Source organism: Neobacillus sp. Soil_C_43 (genome assembly GCF_057656715.1).
Window position 1 is genome coordinate 14,086 of sequence record NZ_JBDGJV010000007.1, and the last position, 20,387, is coordinate 34,472.

The 20,387-nt window shown below is 39.9% G+C and carries 19 protein-coding genes and 3 tRNA genes; 21 read left to right on the plus strand and 1 reads right to left on the minus strand.

Annotation, left to right across the window (positions count from 1 at the left end; translation table 11 throughout):
* Positions 1–49 precede the first annotated feature (49 nt).
* The 6 genes from mnmG (at position 50) to AC3A54_RS11220 (ending at position 6,478) form a co-directional block, all read left to right on the plus strand.
* A complete protein-coding gene (gene mnmG, locus AC3A54_RS11195; RefSeq protein WP_335547613.1) occupies positions 50–1,936 on the plus strand; it encodes a tRNA uridine-5-carboxymethylaminomethyl(34) synthesis enzyme MnmG in 1,887 nt (628 codons plus the stop codon).
* Between the two features lie 59 nt (positions 1,937–1,995).
* On the plus strand, positions 1,996–2,712 hold the full coding sequence (gene rsmG, locus AC3A54_RS11200; protein WP_487654529.1) for a 16S rRNA (guanine(527)-N(7))-methyltransferase RsmG: 717 nt from the start codon (positions 1,996–1,998) through the stop codon (positions 2,710–2,712).
* Between the two features lie 149 nt (positions 2,713–2,861).
* Positions 2,862–3,725, plus strand: coding sequence for a nucleoid occlusion protein (gene noc / locus AC3A54_RS11205; protein WP_335547618.1), 864 nt, complete (start codon positions 2,862–2,864; stop codon positions 3,723–3,725).
* 256 nt (positions 3,726–3,981) lie between these two features.
* Positions 3,982–4,743: a ParA family protein gene (locus AC3A54_RS11210; protein WP_309857217.1), complete on the plus strand. Its 762-nt coding sequence runs from the start codon at positions 3,982–3,984 to the stop codon at positions 4,741–4,743.
* Complete coding sequence (locus AC3A54_RS11215) at positions 4,736–5,590, plus strand: ParB/RepB/Spo0J family partition protein (protein WP_487654530.1); 855 nt, start codon at positions 4,736–4,738, stop codon at positions 5,588–5,590. Before AC3A54_RS11210 ends, AC3A54_RS11215 begins: the two co-directional genes overlap by 8 nt.
* 171 nt (positions 5,591–5,761) lie before the next feature.
* Positions 5,762–6,478 carry a DUF554 domain-containing protein gene (locus AC3A54_RS11220; protein WP_487654531.1) on the plus strand — a complete coding sequence of 239 codons (717 nt, stop codon included), beginning with the start codon at positions 5,762–5,764 and terminating at the stop codon, positions 6,476–6,478.
* Between the two features lie 42 nt (positions 6,479–6,520).
* Here the strand turns inward: AC3A54_RS11220 and yyaC are convergent, their stop codons facing one another.
* On the minus strand, positions 6,521–7,135 hold the full coding sequence (gene yyaC / locus AC3A54_RS11225; protein WP_335544903.1) for a spore protease YyaC: 615 nt from the start codon (positions 7,133–7,135) through the stop codon (positions 6,521–6,523).
* A 159-nt stretch (positions 7,136–7,294) separates the two neighbouring features.
* Between yyaC and AC3A54_RS11230 the strand changes: the two genes are divergently transcribed.
* From AC3A54_RS11230 to AC3A54_RS11300, 15 genes are all read left to right on the plus strand, one after another.
* Positions 7,295–8,179, plus strand: coding sequence for a mechanosensitive ion channel family protein (locus AC3A54_RS11230; RefSeq protein ID WP_335544904.1), 885 nt, complete (start codon positions 7,295–7,297; stop codon positions 8,177–8,179).
* A 15-nt stretch (positions 8,180–8,194) separates the two neighbouring features.
* A complete protein-coding gene (locus AC3A54_RS11235; protein ID WP_309857234.1) occupies positions 8,195–8,392 on the plus strand; it encodes a DUF951 domain-containing protein in 198 nt (65 codons plus the stop codon).
* 49 nt (positions 8,393–8,441) lie between these two features.
* Positions 8,442–10,430, plus strand: coding sequence for a molybdopterin-dependent oxidoreductase (locus AC3A54_RS11240; RefSeq protein WP_487654532.1), 1,989 nt, complete (start codon positions 8,442–8,444; stop codon positions 10,428–10,430).
* A 143-nt stretch (positions 10,431–10,573) separates the two neighbouring features.
* Complete coding sequence (gene ychF, locus AC3A54_RS11245) at positions 10,574–11,674, plus strand: redox-regulated ATPase YchF (protein WP_335544906.1); 1,101 nt, start codon at positions 10,574–10,576, stop codon at positions 11,672–11,674.
* A gap of 140 nt (positions 11,675–11,814) precedes the next feature.
* Positions 11,815–12,102: a 30S ribosomal protein S6 gene (gene rpsF, locus AC3A54_RS11250; RefSeq protein ID WP_335544925.1), complete on the plus strand. Its 288-nt coding sequence runs from the start codon at positions 11,815–11,817 to the stop codon at positions 12,100–12,102.
* Between the two features lie 74 nt (positions 12,103–12,176).
* Positions 12,177–12,710 carry a single-stranded DNA-binding protein gene (ssb, locus tag AC3A54_RS11255; protein ID WP_335544907.1) on the plus strand — a complete coding sequence of 178 codons (534 nt, stop codon included), beginning with the start codon at positions 12,177–12,179 and terminating at the stop codon, positions 12,708–12,710.
* A 53-nt stretch (positions 12,711–12,763) separates the two neighbouring features.
* Positions 12,764–13,003 carry a 30S ribosomal protein S18 gene (gene rpsR, locus AC3A54_RS11260; protein WP_024030263.1) on the plus strand — a complete coding sequence of 80 codons (240 nt, stop codon included), beginning with the start codon at positions 12,764–12,766 and terminating at the stop codon, positions 13,001–13,003.
* 295 nt (positions 13,004–13,298) lie between these two features.
* Complete coding sequence (locus AC3A54_RS11265) at positions 13,299–14,243, plus strand: YybS family protein (protein WP_487654533.1); 945 nt, start codon at positions 13,299–13,301, stop codon at positions 14,241–14,243.
* A 25-nt stretch (positions 14,244–14,268) separates the two neighbouring features.
* The gene (locus AC3A54_RS11270) at positions 14,269–16,242 is read left to right on the plus strand and encodes a DHH family phosphoesterase (protein ID WP_335544909.1); all 1,974 of its coding nucleotides are present in this window, start codon (positions 14,269–14,271) and stop codon (positions 16,240–16,242) included.
* Positions 16,239–16,688, plus strand: coding sequence for a 50S ribosomal protein L9 (rplI, locus tag AC3A54_RS11275; RefSeq protein WP_335544910.1), 450 nt, complete (start codon positions 16,239–16,241; stop codon positions 16,686–16,688). Before AC3A54_RS11270 ends, rplI begins: the two co-directional genes overlap by 4 nt.
* Positions 16,689–16,858: 170 nt before the next feature.
* Positions 16,859–18,211, plus strand: coding sequence for a replicative DNA helicase (gene dnaB / locus AC3A54_RS11280; protein WP_308081688.1), 1,353 nt, complete (start codon positions 16,859–16,861; stop codon positions 18,209–18,211).
* 207 nt (positions 18,212–18,418) lie between these two features.
* Positions 18,419–19,711, plus strand: coding sequence for an adenylosuccinate synthase (locus AC3A54_RS11285; protein ID WP_487654534.1), 1,293 nt, complete (start codon positions 18,419–18,421; stop codon positions 19,709–19,711).
* Positions 19,712–19,984: 273 nt separating this feature from the next.
* Positions 19,985–20,060 (plus strand) — tRNA-Lys (locus AC3A54_RS11290).
* A gap of 18 nt (positions 20,061–20,078) precedes the next feature.
* A tRNA-Glu gene (locus AC3A54_RS11295) sits at positions 20,079–20,150 on the plus strand.
* 65 nt (positions 20,151–20,215) lie between these two features.
* Positions 20,216–20,292: transfer RNA gene (locus AC3A54_RS11300), tRNA-Asp, on the plus strand.
* Positions 20,293–20,387: the final 95 nt, after the last annotated feature.

Sequence of the window (20,387 nt, forward strand, 5' to 3'; positions counted from 1 at the left end):
AAGTAAGGTTCAAAGCAAGTTCCGTTTTTTACGGAAAAGGAGGAACAACATGCAATACGAAGCAGGAAAATATGACGTCATTGTCGTAGGTGCGGGACATGCTGGCTGTGAGGCTGGACTTGCCTCTGCCAGACTTGGTGCAAAAACATTAATGATCACTATTAACTTAGATATGGTTGCCTTTATGCCATGTAATCCTTCTGTTGGAGGGCCGGCAAAGGGGATTGTTGTGCGGGAAATCGATGCACTAGGTGGGGAAATGGCCAAGAATATTGATAAAACCTACATCCAAATGCGGATGTTAAACACCGGAAAAGGGCCAGCTGTCCGAGCACTAAGAGCGCAAGCGGATAAATTTGATTATCAGCATGAAATGAAGAAAACACTTGAAGAAGAACCGAACTTAACGTTACTACAAGGTATGGTTGAAAAGTTAATTGTGGAAGATGGAATGGTTAAAGGGGTCATCACAAAAACAGGGGCCACTTATTCAGCAAAAACAGTTGTTATCACAACTGGAACCTATCTTCGCGGGGAAATTATCCTTGGTGAATTAAAGTATTCGAGCGGCCCGAATAATCAACAGCCTTCCATCAAGCTATCAGAGCATTTAGAAGAGCTTGGTTTTGAACTTGTCCGTTTTAAGACAGGTACACCACCTCGAGTTGATGGTAATACGATTGATTACACGAAAACAGAAATACAGCCAGGTGATGAAGTACCAAGAGCGTTTTCGTACGAGACGACAAAGTTCATTACCGATCAGCTGCCGTGTTGGTTGACTTATACAAATGACAGAACTCATCAATTAATTGATGATAACCTACACCGATCACCGATGTTCTCTGGAATGATTAAAGGTACAGGTCCAAGATACTGTCCTTCCATTGAAGATAAGGTTGTTCGATTTAATGACAAGCCTCGTCATCAAATCTTCCTTGAACCTGAAGGAAGAAATACGAAGGAAGTATATGTTCAAGGTTTATCGACCTCCTTGCCTGAAGATGTACAGCATCGAATTCTTAAAACAATTCCAGGATTAGAAGAGTCTCAAATGATGAGGGCGGGTTATGCCATTGAGTATGATGCCATTGTTCCTACACAACTATGGCCGACATTAGAAACTAAAGTTGTTAAAAATTTATATACGGCTGGACAAATCAATGGAACATCCGGTTATGAGGAAGCGGCTGGCCAAGGGTTAATGGCTGGTATCAATGCGGGTCTTAAGGCATTAGAGCGAGAAGAATTAGTTTTGAGCCGATCGGATGCGTATATTGGTGTGTTAATTGACGATTTGATTACAAAAGGGACAAACGAGCCCTATCGTTTGTTGACTTCTAGAGCAGAATATCGCTTATTATTACGTCATGATAATGCGGATTTAAGATTGACTGAAATTGGTCATAAAATCGGTCTTATTCGTGATGAGCGCTATGAAGCATTTTTAGTGAAAAAAGCAGCAATCGAAGCGGAAAAGGAACGATTACAGTCCATCATTCTTAAACCATCTACAGAAGTCCAGTCAGTCATTCGAAGTGTGGGTGGCAGTGAACTTAAGGATGGAATTCATGCTGCGGATCTGCTAAAAAGACCAGAAATGACGTATGAATTAGTCGAACAGCTGACGAAGAGTGAGATTGAATTAGACAATGAAATCAAAGAGCAAGTAGAGATTCAAATTAAGTACGAAGGCTATATTGAGAAATCACTTCAGCAGGTTGAACGCTTAAAGAAAATGGAAAACAAGAAAATTCCTGAAAATATTGATTATGATGCGATTAACAGTTTAGCAACAGAAGCCAAACAAAAACTTAAGCAAATCAAACCGCTATCAATTGCTCAAGCATCCCGTATTTCTGGCGTTAATCCCGCTGATATTTCAATTCTCCTCGTTTATTTGGAGCAAGGCCGGATTGCGAAAGTTCATGAATAATTTTAAACAGCTCGCAGCAAATGATGTTGAGGCTGAAAAGTTAGTGAGGAAGATGGTCTATGGATATCGAACAATTTAAGGCAAGCCTGGAGGAAAAGGGAATTACCCTTACAGATAAGCAGCTTGACCAGTTTCAGATCTATTTTGAAACCCTTGTTGAGTGGAACGAAAAAATGAATTTAACGGCTATAACGGAAAAGCATGAAGTGTATCTAAAACACTTTTATGATTCCATTGCTGCATCCTTTTATTTTGATTTTACCAAGCCCTTTCATCTATGTGATGTTGGAGCAGGAGCAGGATTTCCCAGTATCCCGTTAAAAATTGTATATCCTCATATTGAGGTAACCATTGTTGATTCCTTGAATAAACGAATTTCATTTTTAAATCATCTCGCTACCGTTCTAAAATTAGATAACGTTCATTTTGTTCACGATCGTGCGGAAACCTTCGGGGTCAATCCAAGTTATCGGGAAGCCTTTGATGTGGTTACAGCTAGAGCGGTTGCAAGAATGTCTGTTTTAAGTGAACTTTGCCTGCCGTTGGCAAAAGTCGGAGGAACATTTATTGCTATGAAGGCAGCCCATGCCCAGGATGAATTAGGAACTGGCCAAAAGGCCATCACTACTCTTGGTGGAAAGGTGGAAAAGGTGTTTACCTTTACGCTCCCACTCGAAGAGAGTGAACGAAATATTTTAATCATTAAAAAGGAAAAACAAACGCCAAAGAAATATCCTCGGAAGCCAGGAACACCAGGAAAATCGCCGATCGAATAGGTTGATTAGAGGTTGATTGGAGCGGAAGGCGCGAGGTAAAGTTATTTTGTTAAGCTAACAATTTTTCTATAAAAATGGTATCCTAGGCAGGAAGAAATTATTTGTATAGAGAATAAGTAATAGGGAGTTTCGTAAAGGTGGTGTTGGGGATGAAGCATTCGTTTACACGCTTTTTTGGCCTCGGCGATAAGGGAGAACAAGAGGTTGAGCTTGAGCAGGAAATAGATATCGAACGAAACGAGGAAATAAGGAAAATACCGATTAATCAGATCGTAGCAAATCGGTTCCAGCCTCGAACGGTATTCGATGAAGACAAAATTGAAGAGCTATCAAGAACCATTCATATACATGGTATCATTCAACCTATTGTCGTCAGGGAGTTTGATATCGATAGATTTGAAATTATTGCCGGGGAGCGCCGTTGGCGTGCGATGAAAAAGCTTGGCTGGACTGAAGCCCCTGCAATTGTAAAAAATCTATCGGATACTGAAACGGCTTCTGTTGCACTGATAGAGAATTTACAGCGTGAAGAATTATCTCCTATTGAAGAAGCGATTGCATATGGAAAGCTGCTTGAGCTCCATAATTTGACACAAGAGGCATTAGCACAGCGACTGGGAAAAGGACAATCAACAGTCGCTAATAAGCTGCGTCTTCTTAAATTACCACAGCCTGTTCAAGAAGCGTTATTAAATAAAGTGATTACCGAACGCCATGCTCGTGCACTTATTCCATTAAAAGATCCGGAAAAACAAGTTATGCTATTGGCAGAAGTGATTGAAAAGAATTTTAATGTGAAGCAAACAGAAGAACGCGTTGTCAGGATGCTGGAACAAAAAAATGAAAAGCCGAAGCCGAAGCGCAAGGCTTTTAGTAAAGATATGAGAATAGCGGTAAATACGATTCGCCAATCGTTATCAATGGTAACAGATAGTGGAATCAACTTGGATGCCGAAGAAGAAGAATTCGACGAATTCTACCAATTCACCATCCGCATTCCAAAGAAAAAATAATAGAATACGTTTATTAAGGAACCAGACATGAACGTTGTTTGGTTCTTTTTTATGATTAACTTAATTGAACAAATGGAAAAATTACCCTAATTATACATTGGAATATTTTTAGAAAATAAATAACAACGAAATCATTTCATGATAAAATAAAGGAATGGAATTTTACATTCCTAAACATATGTTAGATAATTAATAATAATTAACTTTTGATAGAATATGAGTTTAAAATTTTTTAAGAATTAAGGTAGGTGACAACGTGGGCAAAATCCTTGCAATCGCGAATCAAAAAGGCGGAGTCGGTAAAACGACAACAAGCGTCAACCTAGGAGCCTGCTTAGCATACATAGGGAACCGTGTCTTATTGGTAGACATAGACCCGCAAGGCAACGCAACAAGTGGGGTTGGAATTGAAAAGGCAGAAGTAGAACAGTGTATTTATGATGTGTTAGTAGATGATGTAGAAGCAAAGGATGTTATAAAGCCAACATCCGTTGATAATTTATATGCTATACCAGCAACTATTCAATTAGCAGGGGCTGAAATTGAATTGGTTCCTACTATTTCAAGAGAAGTGCGTTTAAAACGTGCGCTTGGAGAGGTAAAAGATCAGTTCGATTATATTATTATTGATTGTCCTCCATCCTTAGGACTATTAACTCTTAATGCATTAACAGCATCTGATGCGGTGATCATCCCCGTTCAATGTGAGTATTATGCGCTAGAAGGACTGAGTCAATTATTAAATACTGTTAGACTGGTGCAAAAGCATTTAAATCAGGATTTAAAAATTGAAGGTGTCTTACTAACGATGCTTGATGCGAGAACGAATCTTGGGATTCAAGTCATTGAAGAAGTCAAAAAATACTTCCAAGATAAAGTCTACAAAACCATTATTCCAAGAAATGTGCGTCTAAGTGAGGCTCCAAGTCACGGGGAACCAATCATTACTTATGATTCAAAATCCCGTGGAGCGGAAGTGTATTTAGATTTAGCAAAGGAAGTGGTATCGAATGGCTAAAGGTTTAGGAAAAGGCCTGAATGCATTTTTTGCGAATGTTGAACCTGGAAAGGAAGAAGCAATCCAAGAAATTAAGCTGAAAGAATTGCGTCCCAACCCTTACCAGCCCCGAAAAACCTTCCACCAAGAAGCCATCGATGAATTACGAGATTCGATCATCGAACATGGAATTTTACAGCCTCTAGTCGTAAGAAAGAGTATTAGAGGCTATGAAATTGTTGTAGGGGAACGACGTTTTCGTGCTGCAAGGGAAGCAAAACTGGAAACTGTTCCAGCTGTTGTTCGTGAATTATCTGAGCAACAAATGATGGAATTAGCGGTGTTGGAAAATTTACAGAGGGAAGATTTAAACCCAATTGAAGAAGGCCAAGCCTACCAAACGTTAATGGAAAAGCTAAAGCTGACGCAAGAAGAAGTAGCCAAGCGTTTAGGAAAAAGCCGACCACATATCGCGAACCATATCCGCCTCCTTTCTCTTCCGCAAAAGATTCAGGAACTAATTTCAGCTGAGAAAATCACAATGGGACATGGACGTGCCTTGTTAGGGCTTAGGCAAAAGGCAAAATTACCCGCTGTTGTTGAAAAGGTCATCCAGGAAGGATTAAATGTCCGTCAGTTAGAAAAATTAATTCAACAACTAAATGATAATGTTTCACGTGAAACAAAAAAGCCAGAAAAGAAAAAAGATGTCTTTTTACAGGAACGCGAGCATGTTCTTCGTGAGCGCTTTGGAACCACTGTAAACATTAAACAAAGCAAGAATAAAGGAAAAATTGAAATTGAATTTTTCTCAAAAGAGGACCTCGAGCGAATCCTAGAAATGCTAGATCGCGAAGAAACCTTGTAAGCCATCTCCTAGATGGTTTATTTTTTTATAGGCCAAGTTAATGCCTTATACCATTCGACACACCTGGAGCGGAAATCAACAGAACAATTGAGAAAATTCTTTTCAATCTAGCAGAAAAGTGATAGTTTAATACTAATATTATTTCGAGAGGCGAAAAAAGGGGTAAACATCATGTTTTTATTAGGCACATTGGTGAATGGACTGTTAATTATTATCGGTACTCTAATTGGAAAAGCATTAAACCGAATCCCTGAAGGAATGAAAGTAACGGTCATGTATGCAATCGGCATGTCTGTGATGGTACTTGGCCTTCAGATGGGCTTAAAGAGTGAAAACTTCTTAATCGTTATTATCAGCTTAGTCGTTGGAGCTGTAACTGGAGAACTTTTAAAATTAGAAGATAAATTAAATGATCTGGGACAATGGCTTGAATCAAAGGTTGGGTCAAACGGAAAAGGAAGCATTTCCGAAGGATTTGTTACTGCCACTCTCATCTTTGTCATTGGAGCAATGGCGATCCTTGGCGCACTTGATAGCGGGATTCGGGGTGATCATGATGTATTGTATATGAAATCATTGATTGACGGATTTACCGCACTAATCCTAACGACTACTCTAGGAATTGGCGTGATCTTCTCTGCTGTTCCAGTCATGCTGTATGAAGGGGTGATTGCCTTATTTGCAACTCAAATTGATCGTTTCGTTCCACAGGCACTAATGGATCAATTTATTGTTGAAATGACTGCTACAGGCGGAATCATGATCTTTGCCATCGGCTTGAATCTAACAGGCATGACAAAGATTAAAGTGGCTAATTTGTTGCCGGGGATTGTCATCGTTGGGATCATTGTGACGATTATGTATAATTATCATCAACTTTTCCAGTAAATGGAATTAAAAAAGAGCAATCGGTACGTGCCGGTTGCTCTTTTAATTAGTCCTCTCTTCTTCTACCCAATTTAATTCCGTCCAGTTTTTCTTTGGGTAAAGCAGGCTTGCCTGGTAAATGCCATTTGCAATCGTTTTAGCCATCTTCATGACTAAATTTAATCGTGTATTCTGTAGTACAAAAAACTCCATAAATCCGCTGACATTCACAATGCCTGTGATATGTATATCCCCCACAGCCGGAAGGTCCTTATTTACACCTGCACCGGGCTTGACGGGTCCAGTACCAACTTGGATCACGCCGACATTCTTAATTCGGCCTAAACATGCATCAATACCAATAATATAAGGATCAACATATTTTGCTTGAATTTCTTTCAACTTTTCAGCTAAATTCACCGCATGAATCGGGTCATCTAATGTGCCATACACATGAAAAGCTTTGAGATTCTTCTCTTCCAGTAGTGTTCCGACAAGTGGTCCTAATGAATCGCCTGTAGAGCGGTCTGTTCCAATACAAATAAAAACAATTGGGCGTTTGGTTACACTAGGAATATGATCAATTAACTCTTCCGCTAAATGTTCAGCAGCGTGAAGGTCATCGTGACTAATGCGTGCTTTGGCCCTCCTGTCAAAAAGGTTTGTTTTCAGATTCACTCGGCCCACTCCCTAAATTTTGAATAGTTTTACTATTATACGGAAAATTCAGGGATTCTATACATAACAAGGCAGAAAAAGAAAAATCACAATGCTATTATCTAACTAGAAAAATTGTTAAAATAGATGAGGTATTATGGATGTAAGGATGGTGTGTGAATGAGTATTACTGAAAAAGGAATCCAAAAAGTAGTTGATAAATTTCAGAACGAAGACACATGGTTAAACATGGGTGAAGGTTTTCTAAAAATTATTGCCATTATTGTTATCTCCAACATCTTAATTCGAATTGGGAAAGTAGCCATACACAATGTATTTAAAATTAGAAATCTCTCCCCGTTGACTACATCGGTACGACGAGAAGAGACTCTTTCCAAGCTTCTCGATAACATCCTTTCCTACGTTATTTATTTTATTGCTGCCATGATGATTCTTTCAGTACTTGGAATTGATGTGAAAGCACTGATTGCAGGAGCAGGAGTTGTCGGCTTAGCCGTTGGTTTTGGTGCTCAGAACTTGGTAAAAGATGTGATTTCTGGATTCTTCATTATTTTTGAAGATCAGTTTTCAGTTGGTGACCATGTCCGTCTTGGACAGTTCGAAGGTAATGTCCAAACAATTGGTTTACGAACAACTAAATTAAAAAGCTGGACAGGTGAGGTCCATATTTTACCTAATGGTAGTATAATGGAGGTAACAAATTTTTCCCTTAATAACAGCCTTGCAATTATAGATGTCGGGATTGCTTATGAAGAGGATATAGATAAAGCTGAGAAGGTTATTCGAGAATTACTTGAAACAATGCCAGAAAAATATGAGGAGTTAGTGAAAACACCGGATTATTTAGGGATTCAAAACTTTGGACCTTCAGAGGTAATCGTCAGGATTGTGGCTGAAACATTGCCGATGCAGCATACAGCAGTTTCAAGAAAAATTCGTAAAGATATTAAACTACAACTTGATGAGCACGGAATTGAAATACCGTATCCGCGTATGGTCATGTACTCAAAGGATTCTGGAGTGACGAAAGAACCTGGGGTGTAAAGGAGGGGAAGTTCGATGGAAGAAAAAGAATTTGCCTTAAATGATGTCGTTGAAATGAAAAAGCAACATCCTTGTGGAACAAACCGCTGGAAAATCATCCGCCTCGGAATGGACATCAGGATTAAATGTGAAGGCTGCGGACATAGCGTATTAATCCCAAGAAAAGAGTTTGGCAGGAAAATGAAAAAGATTTTAGTGAAGCATGAGGGGTAAGCCCGTGCTTCTTTTTTAGATTTAGAACAGAAGGTTGGGGGTGGAGATTTTGAAAGAGATTCGAAAGGCAGCGTGTCCTCTAAATTGTTGGGATAGCTGTGGCTTTAACGTAACAGTAGAAAACGACAAGGTAGTGAAAGTGGAAGGCGATCCATCCCATCCAATTACAAAGGGAAAAATTTGTGGACGAGGTAGGATGCTCGAAACAAGAACGAACTCAACCCAAAGGCTATTGCACCCCTTAAAGAAGATCAATGGACAATTTGAGCAGATCTCCTGGAAGCAGGCCCTTGACGAAATTTCTGCAAAATTAAAGGGAATCAAAGAGAAGTACAGCTCAACTGCTGTTTTGCATAGTCATGATTACGCGAATAATGGGATTTTAAAAAACCTGGACCAACGCTTTTTTAATTGCTTTGGCGGGGTAACCGAACTATACGGTTCTCTTTGTTGGGGGGCAGGTATTGAAGCGCAAAAGTGGGATTTTGGGAATGCTTATAGCCATGAACCAGAGGACATTACTAACAGCAAACATATCATTATTTGGGGAAGAAACGTCGCTAGAACAAACATGCACTTTTATGAAAAGCTTTTAGAAGTGAAGAAAAAAGGGGCTAAAATCTATGTTATTGATCCTCTCTATAATGCAACGGCAAAAATAGCCGATCAGTATATTTCAGTAAAACCTGGGATGGACGGATTATTAGCAGCTGCAATTATTAAAGAAATGCTCCGCTTAGGATTGGAAGACCGACAGTTTATCGAACAATATACACATGGTTTTTCAGACTTAGACGCACTCCTAGAAGAGATCTCAATGGAACAATTGAGTGAAATGACGGAAGTACCCTTTGAGGTAATCACGCAATTAGCTCAAATTTACGCTGATAAGCCAACCGCTACCTATATGGGATTAGGTCTGCAAAGATATACAAACGGCGGAAATACCATTCGTTTCATCAATGCCCTTGTAGCGATTAGTGGAAATATAGGAGTTGCTGGCGGCGGTGCCAATTATGCAAATCTGCAGGTAGGTCAAAGCTTTGTGTTCGATGAGTTAACCCTTCCCCATCGCAAACAAAATCATCGGCAATTTTCAATTATGAAACAAGCGGAAGAGGTACTAGTGGCAGTTGACCCGGAAATAAAAATGATTATCGTAACATGCGGGAATCCTGTTACTCAGGTTCCAGACACCCATGTGGTGGAGAAAGCATTTTCGTCAGTTGACACTCTTGTGGTGATTGAACAGTTTATGACGGACACTGCAAGATTAGCTGATTATGTTTTGCCAACCACCACTGCTTTTGAGGAAGAGGATATTTATTATTCCTCCATGTATCATCATTATGTGAATTATGGACCTAAGCTGGTCACTTCTCCTGGTGAGGCAAAGTCTGACTTATGGATTTGGACAGAATTAGCAAGGCGCTTAGGATTCGAAGAGGACTTTGATTTTTCAAGAGAAAAATGGCTGAAGATGACCTTCCAATCCTTAGAGAAAAAAGGTGTTACGTTTGAACAATTAAAGGAACAGCAAACATTAGAATTACCTGTTGATAAAATTCCTTGGCAGGACTATCGTTTTCAAACGCCAACAGGAAAGTTTGAATTTACTTCGTTGCTAGGTGGTTCTTTAAAGCTAGCTGTACCAGAGGAATCGAAATGGAAAAATCCAAAGCTTGCCGAATACTTTCCGTACCATTTGTTAACGATTCATCCTTTACGCTCGAATCACTCGCAAAATTATCACCTCCTCCCATCTAAGCCAAAGGTAAAAGTTGAGGTTGCATCCAATATCGCAGAACAGAAAAAACTGCAAAACGGCGATTTAGTCAGGGTATGGAATGAGCGAGGAGAAGTAAGAGGGTTTATTTCAGTCTTAGCAGCGGCACATCCCAATACGATTAATATTGATGAGGGAATTTGGAAAGAATTCGGCGGATCGGTAAATAAACTAACCTCTAACAGGAAATCGGATAATGGTCTAGGAAGCACATTATATGATTGTCTAGTAAATATTGAAAAAGTGAACTAACTGCTGCCTATGGGTAGCAGTTTTTTCATCCTTGTCTTTTTTCTTACAAATGCCTATAATTGTGAAAGGCTTGACTATTTACTGATTAAATGGACTCAATTTTTGTTTAAATAGATCGATTTTTAATATGAGGAGTGAAGGACATGGCTTTAACAGCTGGTATCGTAGGTTTACCGAACGTTGGTAAGTCTACTTTATTTAATGCAATCACACAGGCAGGAGCGGAATCAGCGAACTATCCTTTCTGTACGATTGATCCAAACGTAGGAATTGTAGAAGTACCTGACCACCGTTTACAAAAATTAACTGAGCTTGTTCAACCTAAGAAAACTGTTCCAACAGCATTTGAATTTACCGATATTGCCGGGATTGTTAAAGGTGCAAGTAAAGGTGAAGGGTTAGGAAACAAGTTCCTATCTCATATCCGCCAAGTAGATGCGATTTGCCAAGTAGTTCGCTGCTTCGCAGATGAAAATATCACACACGTTTCTGGAAAAGTGGACCCAATTGATGATATTGAAGTCATTAACCTGGAGTTAATTCTTGCAGACATGGAATCCGTAGAAAAGCGTATTAGCCGCGTTGAAAAGTTGGCTAAGCAAAAAGATAAGGATGCAGCCGCAGAATTCGAAGTTCTTGCGATGCTTCGTGATGCGTTTGAAGCAGAGAAACCAGCTCGTACGGTTGACTTCACAGAGGAACAAATGAAATTAGTTAAAGGTCTACACCTTTTAACGATTAAACCTGTTCTGTATGTAGCTAATGTGAGTGAAGATGATATTGCTGATCCTTCTGAGAATGAATATGTACAAAAAGTTCGTGAGTATGCTGCAGCTGATAATGCAGAAGTGATTGTGGTTTGTGCAAAAATTGAAGAAGAAATTGCAGAGCTTGAGGGTGAAGAAAAGGTTATGTTCCTTTCTGAGCTTGGCATCGAAGAATCAGGTCTAGATCAGTTAATCCGTGCTGCATATAACTTACTTGGCTTAGCTACTTATTTCACAGCAGGAGTTCAAGAGGTTCGCGCTTGGACATTCAGAAAAGGAATGAAGGCCCCTCAATGTGCGGGTGTCATTCATTCTGATTTCGAACGTGGATTCATTCGTGCAGAAACAGTATCCTACGATGACCTTCTAGCAGCAGGAAGCCACAACGCAGCTAAAGAAGCTGGAAAAGTCCGCCTAGAAGGAAAAGAATATGAAGTAAAAGACGGCGACGTCATCCACTTCCGTTTCAATGTTTAAATCAATGTAAATAGGTAAAAATGGGAACAGGGAAAGAACATTGCTTTTCCTGTTTTTCTATGCTATAATCTTAACTTGTGAGTAATGAATAATTGCTCCTTGCCCATTCGGGCCGTTTAGACCAAAAGGAGGTGACTGTGATGAATAAGTACGAAATCATGTACATCATCCGCCCAAACATTGAAGAGGAAGCGAAAAAAGCTCTAGTTGAGCGTTTTAACACAATTCTTCTTGACAATGGTGCGGAAACTGCTGAAACAAAAGATTGGGGTAAGCGCCGTCTTGCATACGAAATCAACGATTTCCGTGACGGATACTACCAAATCGCTAAAACTACATCTTCAGCTGATGCAGTACAAGAATTTTCTCGTCTTGCAAAAATCAGCGAAGATATCATTCGCCATATCGTAATTAAAGAAGAAGTTTAATATTAATATAAAATTTTTTCAGGTGAAGAATGTTTCATGTGAAACAATCCCTGGAAGAAAAGGAGTTGATTCTGATGATGAATCGTGTCGTGCTTGTTGGCCGTTTAACAAAAGATCCTGATTTGCGCTATACGCCAAATGGGGTTCCTGTTGCTACCTTTACTCTAGCAGTTAATCGACCATTTTCTAGTCAAGCAGGTGAGCGTGAAGCAGACTTTATTAATTGTGTTGTTTGGCGTAAACCGGCTGAAAATGTAGCGAACTTCTTGAAAAAGGGCAGTCTTGCAGGTGTTGATGGTCGTATTCAAACCCGCAACTATGAAGGACAAGATGGTAAACGTGTTTACGTTACAGAGGTTCAAGCAGAGAGCGTTCAGTTCTTAGAACCTAAAAGCTCGTCTGGTGGCGGCGGTGGAAGAGGCGACAATGATCATTTCGGTGCACCACCACGGGAACCGCAAGGAAACCAATACGGAGGCGGCAATCAGAATCAACGCCAGTACCAAAATCAAAATCAAAACCAAAATAAAGGTTTTACTCGTATGGATGAAGATCCATTTGCAGGAAATGGACAAATTGACATTTCCGATGATGATCTTCCATTCTAAACAACCTTTATCGCACGTGAATAAATAAAAAAATCATAAAGGAGGGAATTTTCATGGCAGGAGGACGTAAAGGCGGTCGCGCAAAGCGTCGTAAGGTTTGCTATTTCACAGCAAATGGCATCTCTCGCATCGATTACAAAGATGTAGATTTACTTAAAAAATTCATCTCTGAGCGTGGAAAAATTTTACCACGTCGTGTAACTGGTACTAGCGCTAAATACCAACGTAAACTAACAGTTGCAATCAAACGTGCACGTCAAATGGCATTATTACCATTCGTGGCTGGAGAATAATAAGCTTTCTAAGGCAGTAAGGGTCGCCCTTACTGCCTTTTTCCTTTTTATAAGGCTGTGTTAATGAATATTGTTGATTATTAACCTCTGTTGATTGGAGCGGAAGGCACGAAGACTCCTGTGGGAGTATGGTTCAGGGGAGACCCCGCAGGCGCAAGCACCGAGGAGGCTCGCCGAAACACCCACGAACCGCTCGTGCCTGGAGCGGAAATTTACAAAGCCTTTTATAAAGTTGAATCATAACTCTTATGTAGTCTAAAATAAAAGGATAGCTTTCATAATTAGAGGTGAAGAAGTGAAAAATGTACATAAACTAACAGAGGGTGCCATTCTTTTAGCTTCGATGGCAGCTCTTATCTTAATAAGTATCTATGTTCCTCTCGTCGGAGGAATTGTAACCATTGCAATTCCGCTGCCATTTATTTTGTTTTCAGCAAAAAACAATGTAAAAATGATTACGGCATTTGTTGTGGCTGCGATATTTATCTCTTTTTTTGCGGGCTCTTTAAGAGGACTGGCGTTAATGCTGATTCATGGTTCTGCTGGAGTGGTCATTGGTTACCTCCTGCAAAAAAACAGGAGCAGAAATGTCATTTTAATGGCAAGTACACTTACTTTAGCTATAGGTATGGTTATTTTTTATAGTGCTTCTGCTGCATTCTTTCAAATGGATATTCTTCACGAGTTAAAGACGTCCGTAACCGAATCGATTAAACAGTCTGAAGTAATATTAAAAGCACAGGGGCAAGAAGATCAAATTGAGAAATTACAAGAGCAAGGTACCCTTATGGTAAAACAAATCACGACAATTGCTCCGACTGCTCTTATTTTTGCTGCGGTAGCTGCTTCTTTTGTCATACAGTGGATTAGCTTTCCAGTCATAAAAAGGTTTGGAGTAAAAGTAAAGCCGTGGGGAAGTTTTCGTAATCTTTCCCTGCCAAAAAGCCTTTTATGGTATTATTTAATTGCCTTAGGTGCGATGCTTTTGTTTCATCCGCATGAGGGTACATACATGTATTCAGTTTTAATTAATGTCAGAGCGGTTTTAGAAACCTTAATTATTGTGCAGGGTCTTGCTTTTTTATTCTATATTTTTCACCAGAGGTCGGTTGCAAAGGGACTTGGTGTGCTTGTTGTAATTCTTACTTTGATGATTCCAATAGTCCGTTATATAATAATGATATTGGGCATTACTGATTTAGGCTTTGATTTTCGAAAGCAATTTGAAAAGAAAGAGTAAGATTCACGACTAGGAGCTGAAAACTTTGCCTGCATTTTTAGAAAAGCGGTCAATCCGTTATCCCTTTTATGGGTTAATTGGCGTTACAGTGGTACTGCTCATTGTCCTGTTATTATATAACTGGATATTAAGTGTGGCCGGGTTATTATTAATGTTTTTCCCTCTCTACTATATGTTTGTTATTGATCGTCGCCAAAGAAAAGAAATGGAAGAATACATCTCAACCCTTTCCTACCGAGTCAAAAAGGTTGGCGAAGAGGCGCTTATGGAAATGCCAATTGGGATTATGCTCATTAATGAGGAGTATTTCGTTGAGTGGACCAACCCTTTCCTGGCCTCATACTTTGATGAAGAAACATTAGTTGGAAGATCGCTTTATGATGTGGCAGATTCACTCATTCCGTTGATTAAACAGGAAGTGGAAACGGAAATTATTACTCTTCATGAACGGAAGTTTCGTGTCATCCACAAACGTGAAGAGCGGCTATTATACTTTTTTGATGTTACCGAACAAAAAGAAATTGAAAAAAAGTACCAGGATGAACGGACGGTTATTGGCACCATTTTCTTAGATAATTACGATGATCTGACACAGGGTATGGATGACCAAATGCGTGGGAGTATTAACAATCTCGTGACATCTATCCTAAATAAATGGGCTCAGGATAATGGAATTTTCCTCAAACGGGTTTCCTCTGAGCGATTTATTGCTGTGTTTAGTGAAGGAATTCTCCGTGCTCTTGAAAAGGGCAAATTTACTATTCTTGATGATGTAAGAGAAATGACCTCCAAGCAGAATGTTTCCTTTACCTTAAGTATCGGTGTTGGAACAGGTGTTACTTCTTTACCTGAATTGGGAGCATTGGCCCAATCAAGCCTTGATCTAGCTCTCGGCAGAGGCGGCGATCAGGTAGCCATTAAACTGCCAAATGGGAAAGTGAAATTCTTTGGTGGAAAAACAAATCCTGTTGAAAAACGGACAAGGGTAAGAGCACGTGTCATTTCTCATGCCTTGAGGGATTTAATTACGGCCAGTGATAAAGTGATTGTCATGGGGCATAAAAACCCTGATATGGATTCTATTGGTTCCAGTATTGGCATTTATAAAGTAGCGCAAATGAATCAAAAAGAAGCATATATTGTGGTTAATACAACGGAACTAGACAATGGTGGCAAAAGGCTCATGGAAGAAATACGCCAGAGTGAGCAGTTATATTCACATTTTATTGGTCCAGAGCAAGCATTAGAAATGTCTACAGACAAAACCCTTCTAGTGATTGTGGATACACATAAGCCTGCCCTAGTCATGGAAGAGCGACTGTTAAATAAAATAGACCATGTGGTGGTCATTGACCATCATCGTCGTGGTGAGGATTTTATTGCCAATCCATTGCTAGTTTATATGGAGCCCTATGCATCTTCTACAGCCGAGCTAGTAACGGAGTTTTTGGAATATCAGCCTAAACGAGGTAAAATTGAGATGATCGAAGCCACTGCTCTATTAGCTGGGATTATTGTCGACACAAAGAGTTTCTCCTTACGGACAGGGTCCAGGACGTTTGATGCAGCCTCCTACTTACGTGCACATGGTGCAGATACAGTTTTAGTCCAAAAGCTTTTAAAAGAAGATGTAGATACATATATCAAACGGGCTAAGCTGATTGAATCTGTTTCTTTTTATCGTGAGGGAGTAGCTATAGCAAAAGGAAATGAAAATGAACTGAATGATCAAGTCATTATTGCGCAAGCAGCAGATACTTTGTTAACGATGGATGGGGTTCTCGCCTCTTTTGTTATTTCCAAAAGGAGTGAAGGTGTTATAGGAATTAGTGCACGTTCACTAGGAAACATAAATGTCCAAGTGATTATGGAAAGCCTTAAAGGTGGCGGTCACCTTACGAATGCAGCGACCCAGCTTAGTGGCTTAACGATAAACGAAACGGAAACAAAGTTAAAGCTGGCAATTGATGAATATTTTGAAGGAGTGAAAAAAGAATGAAAGTAATTTTTCTTAAAGATGTAAAAGGAAAAGGTAAAAAAGGTGAAGTGAAAAATGTAGCTGATGGCTATGCACATAACTTTTTAATTAAACAAGGTTTAGCTGTTGAAGCAAATAATGCTAACGTCAGTTCTTTAGATGCCCAAAAAAAGAAACAAGAAAAGGAAGCAGCAGAAGAACTAGCCGAAGCGAAAAAGCTGAAAGAAGTATTGGATAAAATTACGGTGGAGTTAACGGCTAAAGCTGGTGAAGGTGGAAGACTCTTTGGTTCCATTACAACAAAACAAATTGCAGAAGAATTGCAAAAAAAACATGGAATTAAAATTGATAAGCGTAAAATGGAACTAGCTGATGCGATTCGCACACTTGGCCACACAAAGGTTCCAGTAAAGCTTTACCACGAAGTAACAGCTACATTAACTGTCTCTGTTAAAGAAATAAAATAGTACAGGGATAAAATTTGCCAGTGTGAATTGGTAAGGAACCATGTTAAGATATAAAAGTTATCAATGATGTGATCGGTCTTAGCTGGTCACTTTTTTCTTTTTAGGATATGATATAATACTTTTAGACTATTACTTAAAATCATCCTACTAGAATAGGAGGTTTTTTATAAATGAATGATTTATTCGCGGATCGCATGCCGCCACAAAATATAGAGGCCGAACAGGCTGTTTTAGGGGCTATCTTTTTAGAGCCTTCTTCTTTAACTTTGGCATCGGAAATCTTGATTCCTGAAGATTTTTACCGTGCTGCACATCAAAAAATATTTAATGTGATGCTCAACTTAAATGATCAAGGAAAAGCCGTTGACTTGATTACCGTGACGGAGGAGCTGGCAGCAGCCAAGCTTTTAGAAGATACCGGTGGTGTGAGTTATTTAAGTGAGCTTGCAGGTTCTGTACCTACAGCAGCCAATATTGAGTATTATGCGAGAATAGTAGAAGAAAAATCGTTACTTAGAAGACTGATTCGTACGGCAACGAATATTGCAACCGATGGATATTCGCGTGAGGATGAGGTTGAAGCACTCTTAAGTGAAGCGGAAAAAAGTATTATGGAAGTTGCCCAGAGAAAGAATGCAGGAGCGTTCCATAATATTAAAGATGTCCTTGTCCGTACGTATGACAATATTGAAGAAATGCACAATCGTGTGGGAGAGATTACGGGGATTTCTACCGGATTTGCTGAGCTAGACAGAATGACAGCCGGGTTTCAGCGAAATGACTTAATTATTGTAGGTGCTCGTCCTTCTGTAGGTAAAACGGCATTTGCTTTGAATATTGCTTCCAATGTAGCGACGAAGACGGGTGAAAATGTAGCTATTTTCAGTCTTGAGATGGGTGCAGAACAGTTGGTAATGCGTATGCTTTGTTCGGAAGGTAATATTGATGCGCAAAGGCTGCGTACCGGTTCCTTAACGGATGATGACTGGGGCAAGCTGACTATGGCAATGGGTAGTCTATCAAATTCAGGGATTTTTATTGATGATACCCCTGGTGTTAGAATTAGTGATATCCGTTCAAAATGCCGTCGCTTGCAACAAGAGCATGGGTTAGGCATGATTTTAATCGATTACTTGCAGTTGATTTTGGGAAGCGGCCGATCAGGTGAGAACCGTCAGCAGGAAGTTTCGGAAATTTCCCGTTCCCTTAAGCAGTTAGCCCGTGAGCTGAAGGTCCCTGTTATTGCTCTTTCTCAGCTTTCCCGTGGTGTGGAACAGCGTCAAGATAAGCGTCCGATGATGTCCGATATCCGTGAATCAGGAAGTATCGAGCAGGATGCCGATATTGTTGCCTTCTTATATCGTGATGATTACTATGATAAGGAATCGGAGAATAAAAATATCATTGAGATCATTATTGCCAAGCAGCGTAACGGCCCAACTGGTACTGTAGCGTTGGCCTTTGTTAAGGAATATAATAAGTTCGTCAATCTCGAGACGCGGTATGAGCCGCCAGGAGCATAGATTTTTGAAGGTTAGCCATTCTTGGCTAACCTTTTTTTATTTCCAAGTTGGAAGATTAATAGAATAGTAATTTAATATATTACGAACATAATATAAAATTTATTGTAAAATGTTCGTGTTTTGTTGATTTTTACTCGGTAAATTGATAAACTATCTGAGGGAATAATAATTATTTACTTGAAAGCAAAAATTTTGGAGGTGCCTTTTATGTCATCAGTAGTGGTTGTTGGTACGCAATGGGGAGACGAAGGAAAAGGAAAAATTACTGATTTCCTATCTGAAAATGCAGAGGTCATTGCACGTTATCAAGGTGGAAACAATGCAGGCCACACCATAAAATTTAATGGAGAAACCTACAAATTACACCTGATTCCTTCAGGGATTTTCTATAAAGAAAAAGCATGTGTAATTGGGAATGGTATGGTTGTCGATCCGAAGGCACTGGTTAAAGAACTTGCTTATTTACATGAAAAAGGTATTACAACGGATAATCTTCGCATTAGTAACCGCGCCCATGTCATTCTTCCTTACCACCTCAAGTTAGATGAAGTGGAAGAAGAACGCAAAGGTGCTAATAAAATCGGTACAACTAAAAAAGGGATCGGTCCTGCTTACATGGACAAAGCTGCTCGTGTCGGTATTCGTATGGCTGATTTATTAGACCTTGAAATCTTTGAAGAAAAGCTTGAACAAAACCTAGCAGAAAAAAATCGTCTATTTGAACGTATATATGAAACAACAGGTTTTACCAAGGAAGAAATCCTTGATGAGTACTATGAATACGGCCAACAAGTTAAGCATTACGTTTGTGATACATCTGTTGTGTTAAATGATGCTTTGGATGACGGCAAACGTGTTCTTTTTGAAGGTGCGCAAGGTGTTATGCTTGATATTGACCAGGGCACATACCCCTTCGTTACATCTTCGAATCCTGTTGCTGGAGGAGTAACGATTGGTTCTGGTGTTGGTCCATCTAAAATTACGCATGTAGTCGGAGTATGTAAAGCCTATACTTCCCGTGTGGGTGATGGTCCGTTCCCAACTGAATTACATGATGAAATTGGACATCAAATTCGCGAAGTAGGTCGTGAATACGGTACAACAACAGGACGCCCTCGCCGTGTTGGCTGGTTTGATAGTGTAGTTGTCCGTCACGCCCGCCGTGTCAGTGGATTAACAGACCTTTCACTTAATTCAATTGATGTATTAACTGGCATCGAAACATTGAAAATTTGTACGGCATACCGTTATAAGGATGAGTTAATTACTGAATACCCTGCGAATTTACGAATTTTAGCAGAGTGTGTGCCAGTTTATGAGGAATTACCTGGCTGGACAGAGGATATTACAGGAGTGAAATCATTAGATGAGCTTCCAGTTAATGCCCGCCACTATGTAGAGCGTGTAACGCAGCTAACAGGAGTGCCATTAACAACTTTCTCTGTAGGACCTGACCGTAATCAAACAAACGTAGTAAGAAGCCCTTGGAGACAAGTTTAAAACATAATGAGAAGCCCTCAAATTTTGAGGGCTTCAATTATTTAAAAAGTTTTTTTGAAAAAGTATTGCTTAAATAGTATTATCCATGCTATTATAAAAAGCGTCGCCACGATACGACAATTTAGTACGAGCCATTAGCGCAGTTGGTAGTGCACGATCGAGTAAGCTTCTAAGAAATAGCATCAGGGCACACGCCGAGCTGCTACTTGAATAAGCTTTCTGAGGCGTGGGCATCCGTCGCAAATCAAAGATTAGTGAATCATCTTCATTCGAGAGCCATTAGCTCAGTTGGTAGAGCATCTGACTTTTAATCAGAGGGTCGAAGGTTCGAGTCCTTCATGGCTCACCATTTAAATATTTTTAGTATGGCCCCTTGGTCAAGCGGTTAAGACACCGCCCTTTCACGGCGGTAACACGGGTTCGAATCCCGTAGGGGTCATCGGCATTTGATTGTCAGTAAGTGACTGGCAAGGACGGTTTCCTTGCTGACGATCAATTTATAATGGTCCGGTAGTTCAGTTGGTTAGAATGCCTGCCTGTCACGCAGGAGGTCGCGGGTTCGAGTCCCGTCCGGACCGCCATTTACATATTACAAAGTTTATTATGGCTCAGTAGCTCAGTCGGTAGAGCAGATTGCTCACATCTTGATTTTGCTTCTGCGGCAATCTGCGAAAAA

Coding starts and splice junctions, on each gene's coding strand:
- noc (WP_335547618.1), top strand. CDS start 2,862: ATGAAGCATTCGTTTACACGCTTTTTTGGCCTCGGCGATAAGGGAGAA.
- rplI (WP_335544910.1), top strand. CDS start 16,239: ATGAAAGTAATTTTTCTTAAAGATGTAAAAGGAAAAGGTAAAAAAGGT.
- AC3A54_RS11235 (WP_309857234.1), top strand. CDS start 8,195: ATGGAAGAAAAAGAATTTGCCTTAAATGATGTCGTTGAAATGAAAAAG.
- AC3A54_RS11230 (WP_335544904.1), top strand. CDS start 7,295: ATGAGTATTACTGAAAAAGGAATCCAAAAAGTAGTTGATAAATTTCAG.
- AC3A54_RS11285 (WP_487654534.1), top strand. CDS start 18,419: ATGTCATCAGTAGTGGTTGTTGGTACGCAATGGGGAGACGAAGGAAAA.
- ychF (WP_335544906.1), top strand. CDS start 10,574: ATGGCTTTAACAGCTGGTATCGTAGGTTTACCGAACGTTGGTAAGTCT.
- rsmG (WP_487654529.1), top strand. CDS start 1,996: ATGGATATCGAACAATTTAAGGCAAGCCTGGAGGAAAAGGGAATTACC.
- mnmG (WP_335547613.1), top strand. CDS start 50: ATGCAATACGAAGCAGGAAAATATGACGTCATTGTCGTAGGTGCGGGA.
- rpsR (WP_024030263.1), top strand. CDS start 12,764: ATGGCAGGAGGACGTAAAGGCGGTCGCGCAAAGCGTCGTAAGGTTTGC.
- dnaB (WP_308081688.1), top strand. CDS start 16,859: ATGAATGATTTATTCGCGGATCGCATGCCGCCACAAAATATAGAGGCC.
- AC3A54_RS11215 (WP_487654530.1), top strand. CDS start 4,736: ATGGCTAAAGGTTTAGGAAAAGGCCTGAATGCATTTTTTGCGAATGTT.
- ssb (WP_335544907.1), top strand. CDS start 12,177: ATGATGAATCGTGTCGTGCTTGTTGGCCGTTTAACAAAAGATCCTGAT.
- rpsF (WP_335544925.1), top strand. CDS start 11,815: ATGAATAAGTACGAAATCATGTACATCATCCGCCCAAACATTGAAGAG.
- AC3A54_RS11220 (WP_487654531.1), top strand. CDS start 5,762: ATGTTTTTATTAGGCACATTGGTGAATGGACTGTTAATTATTATCGGT.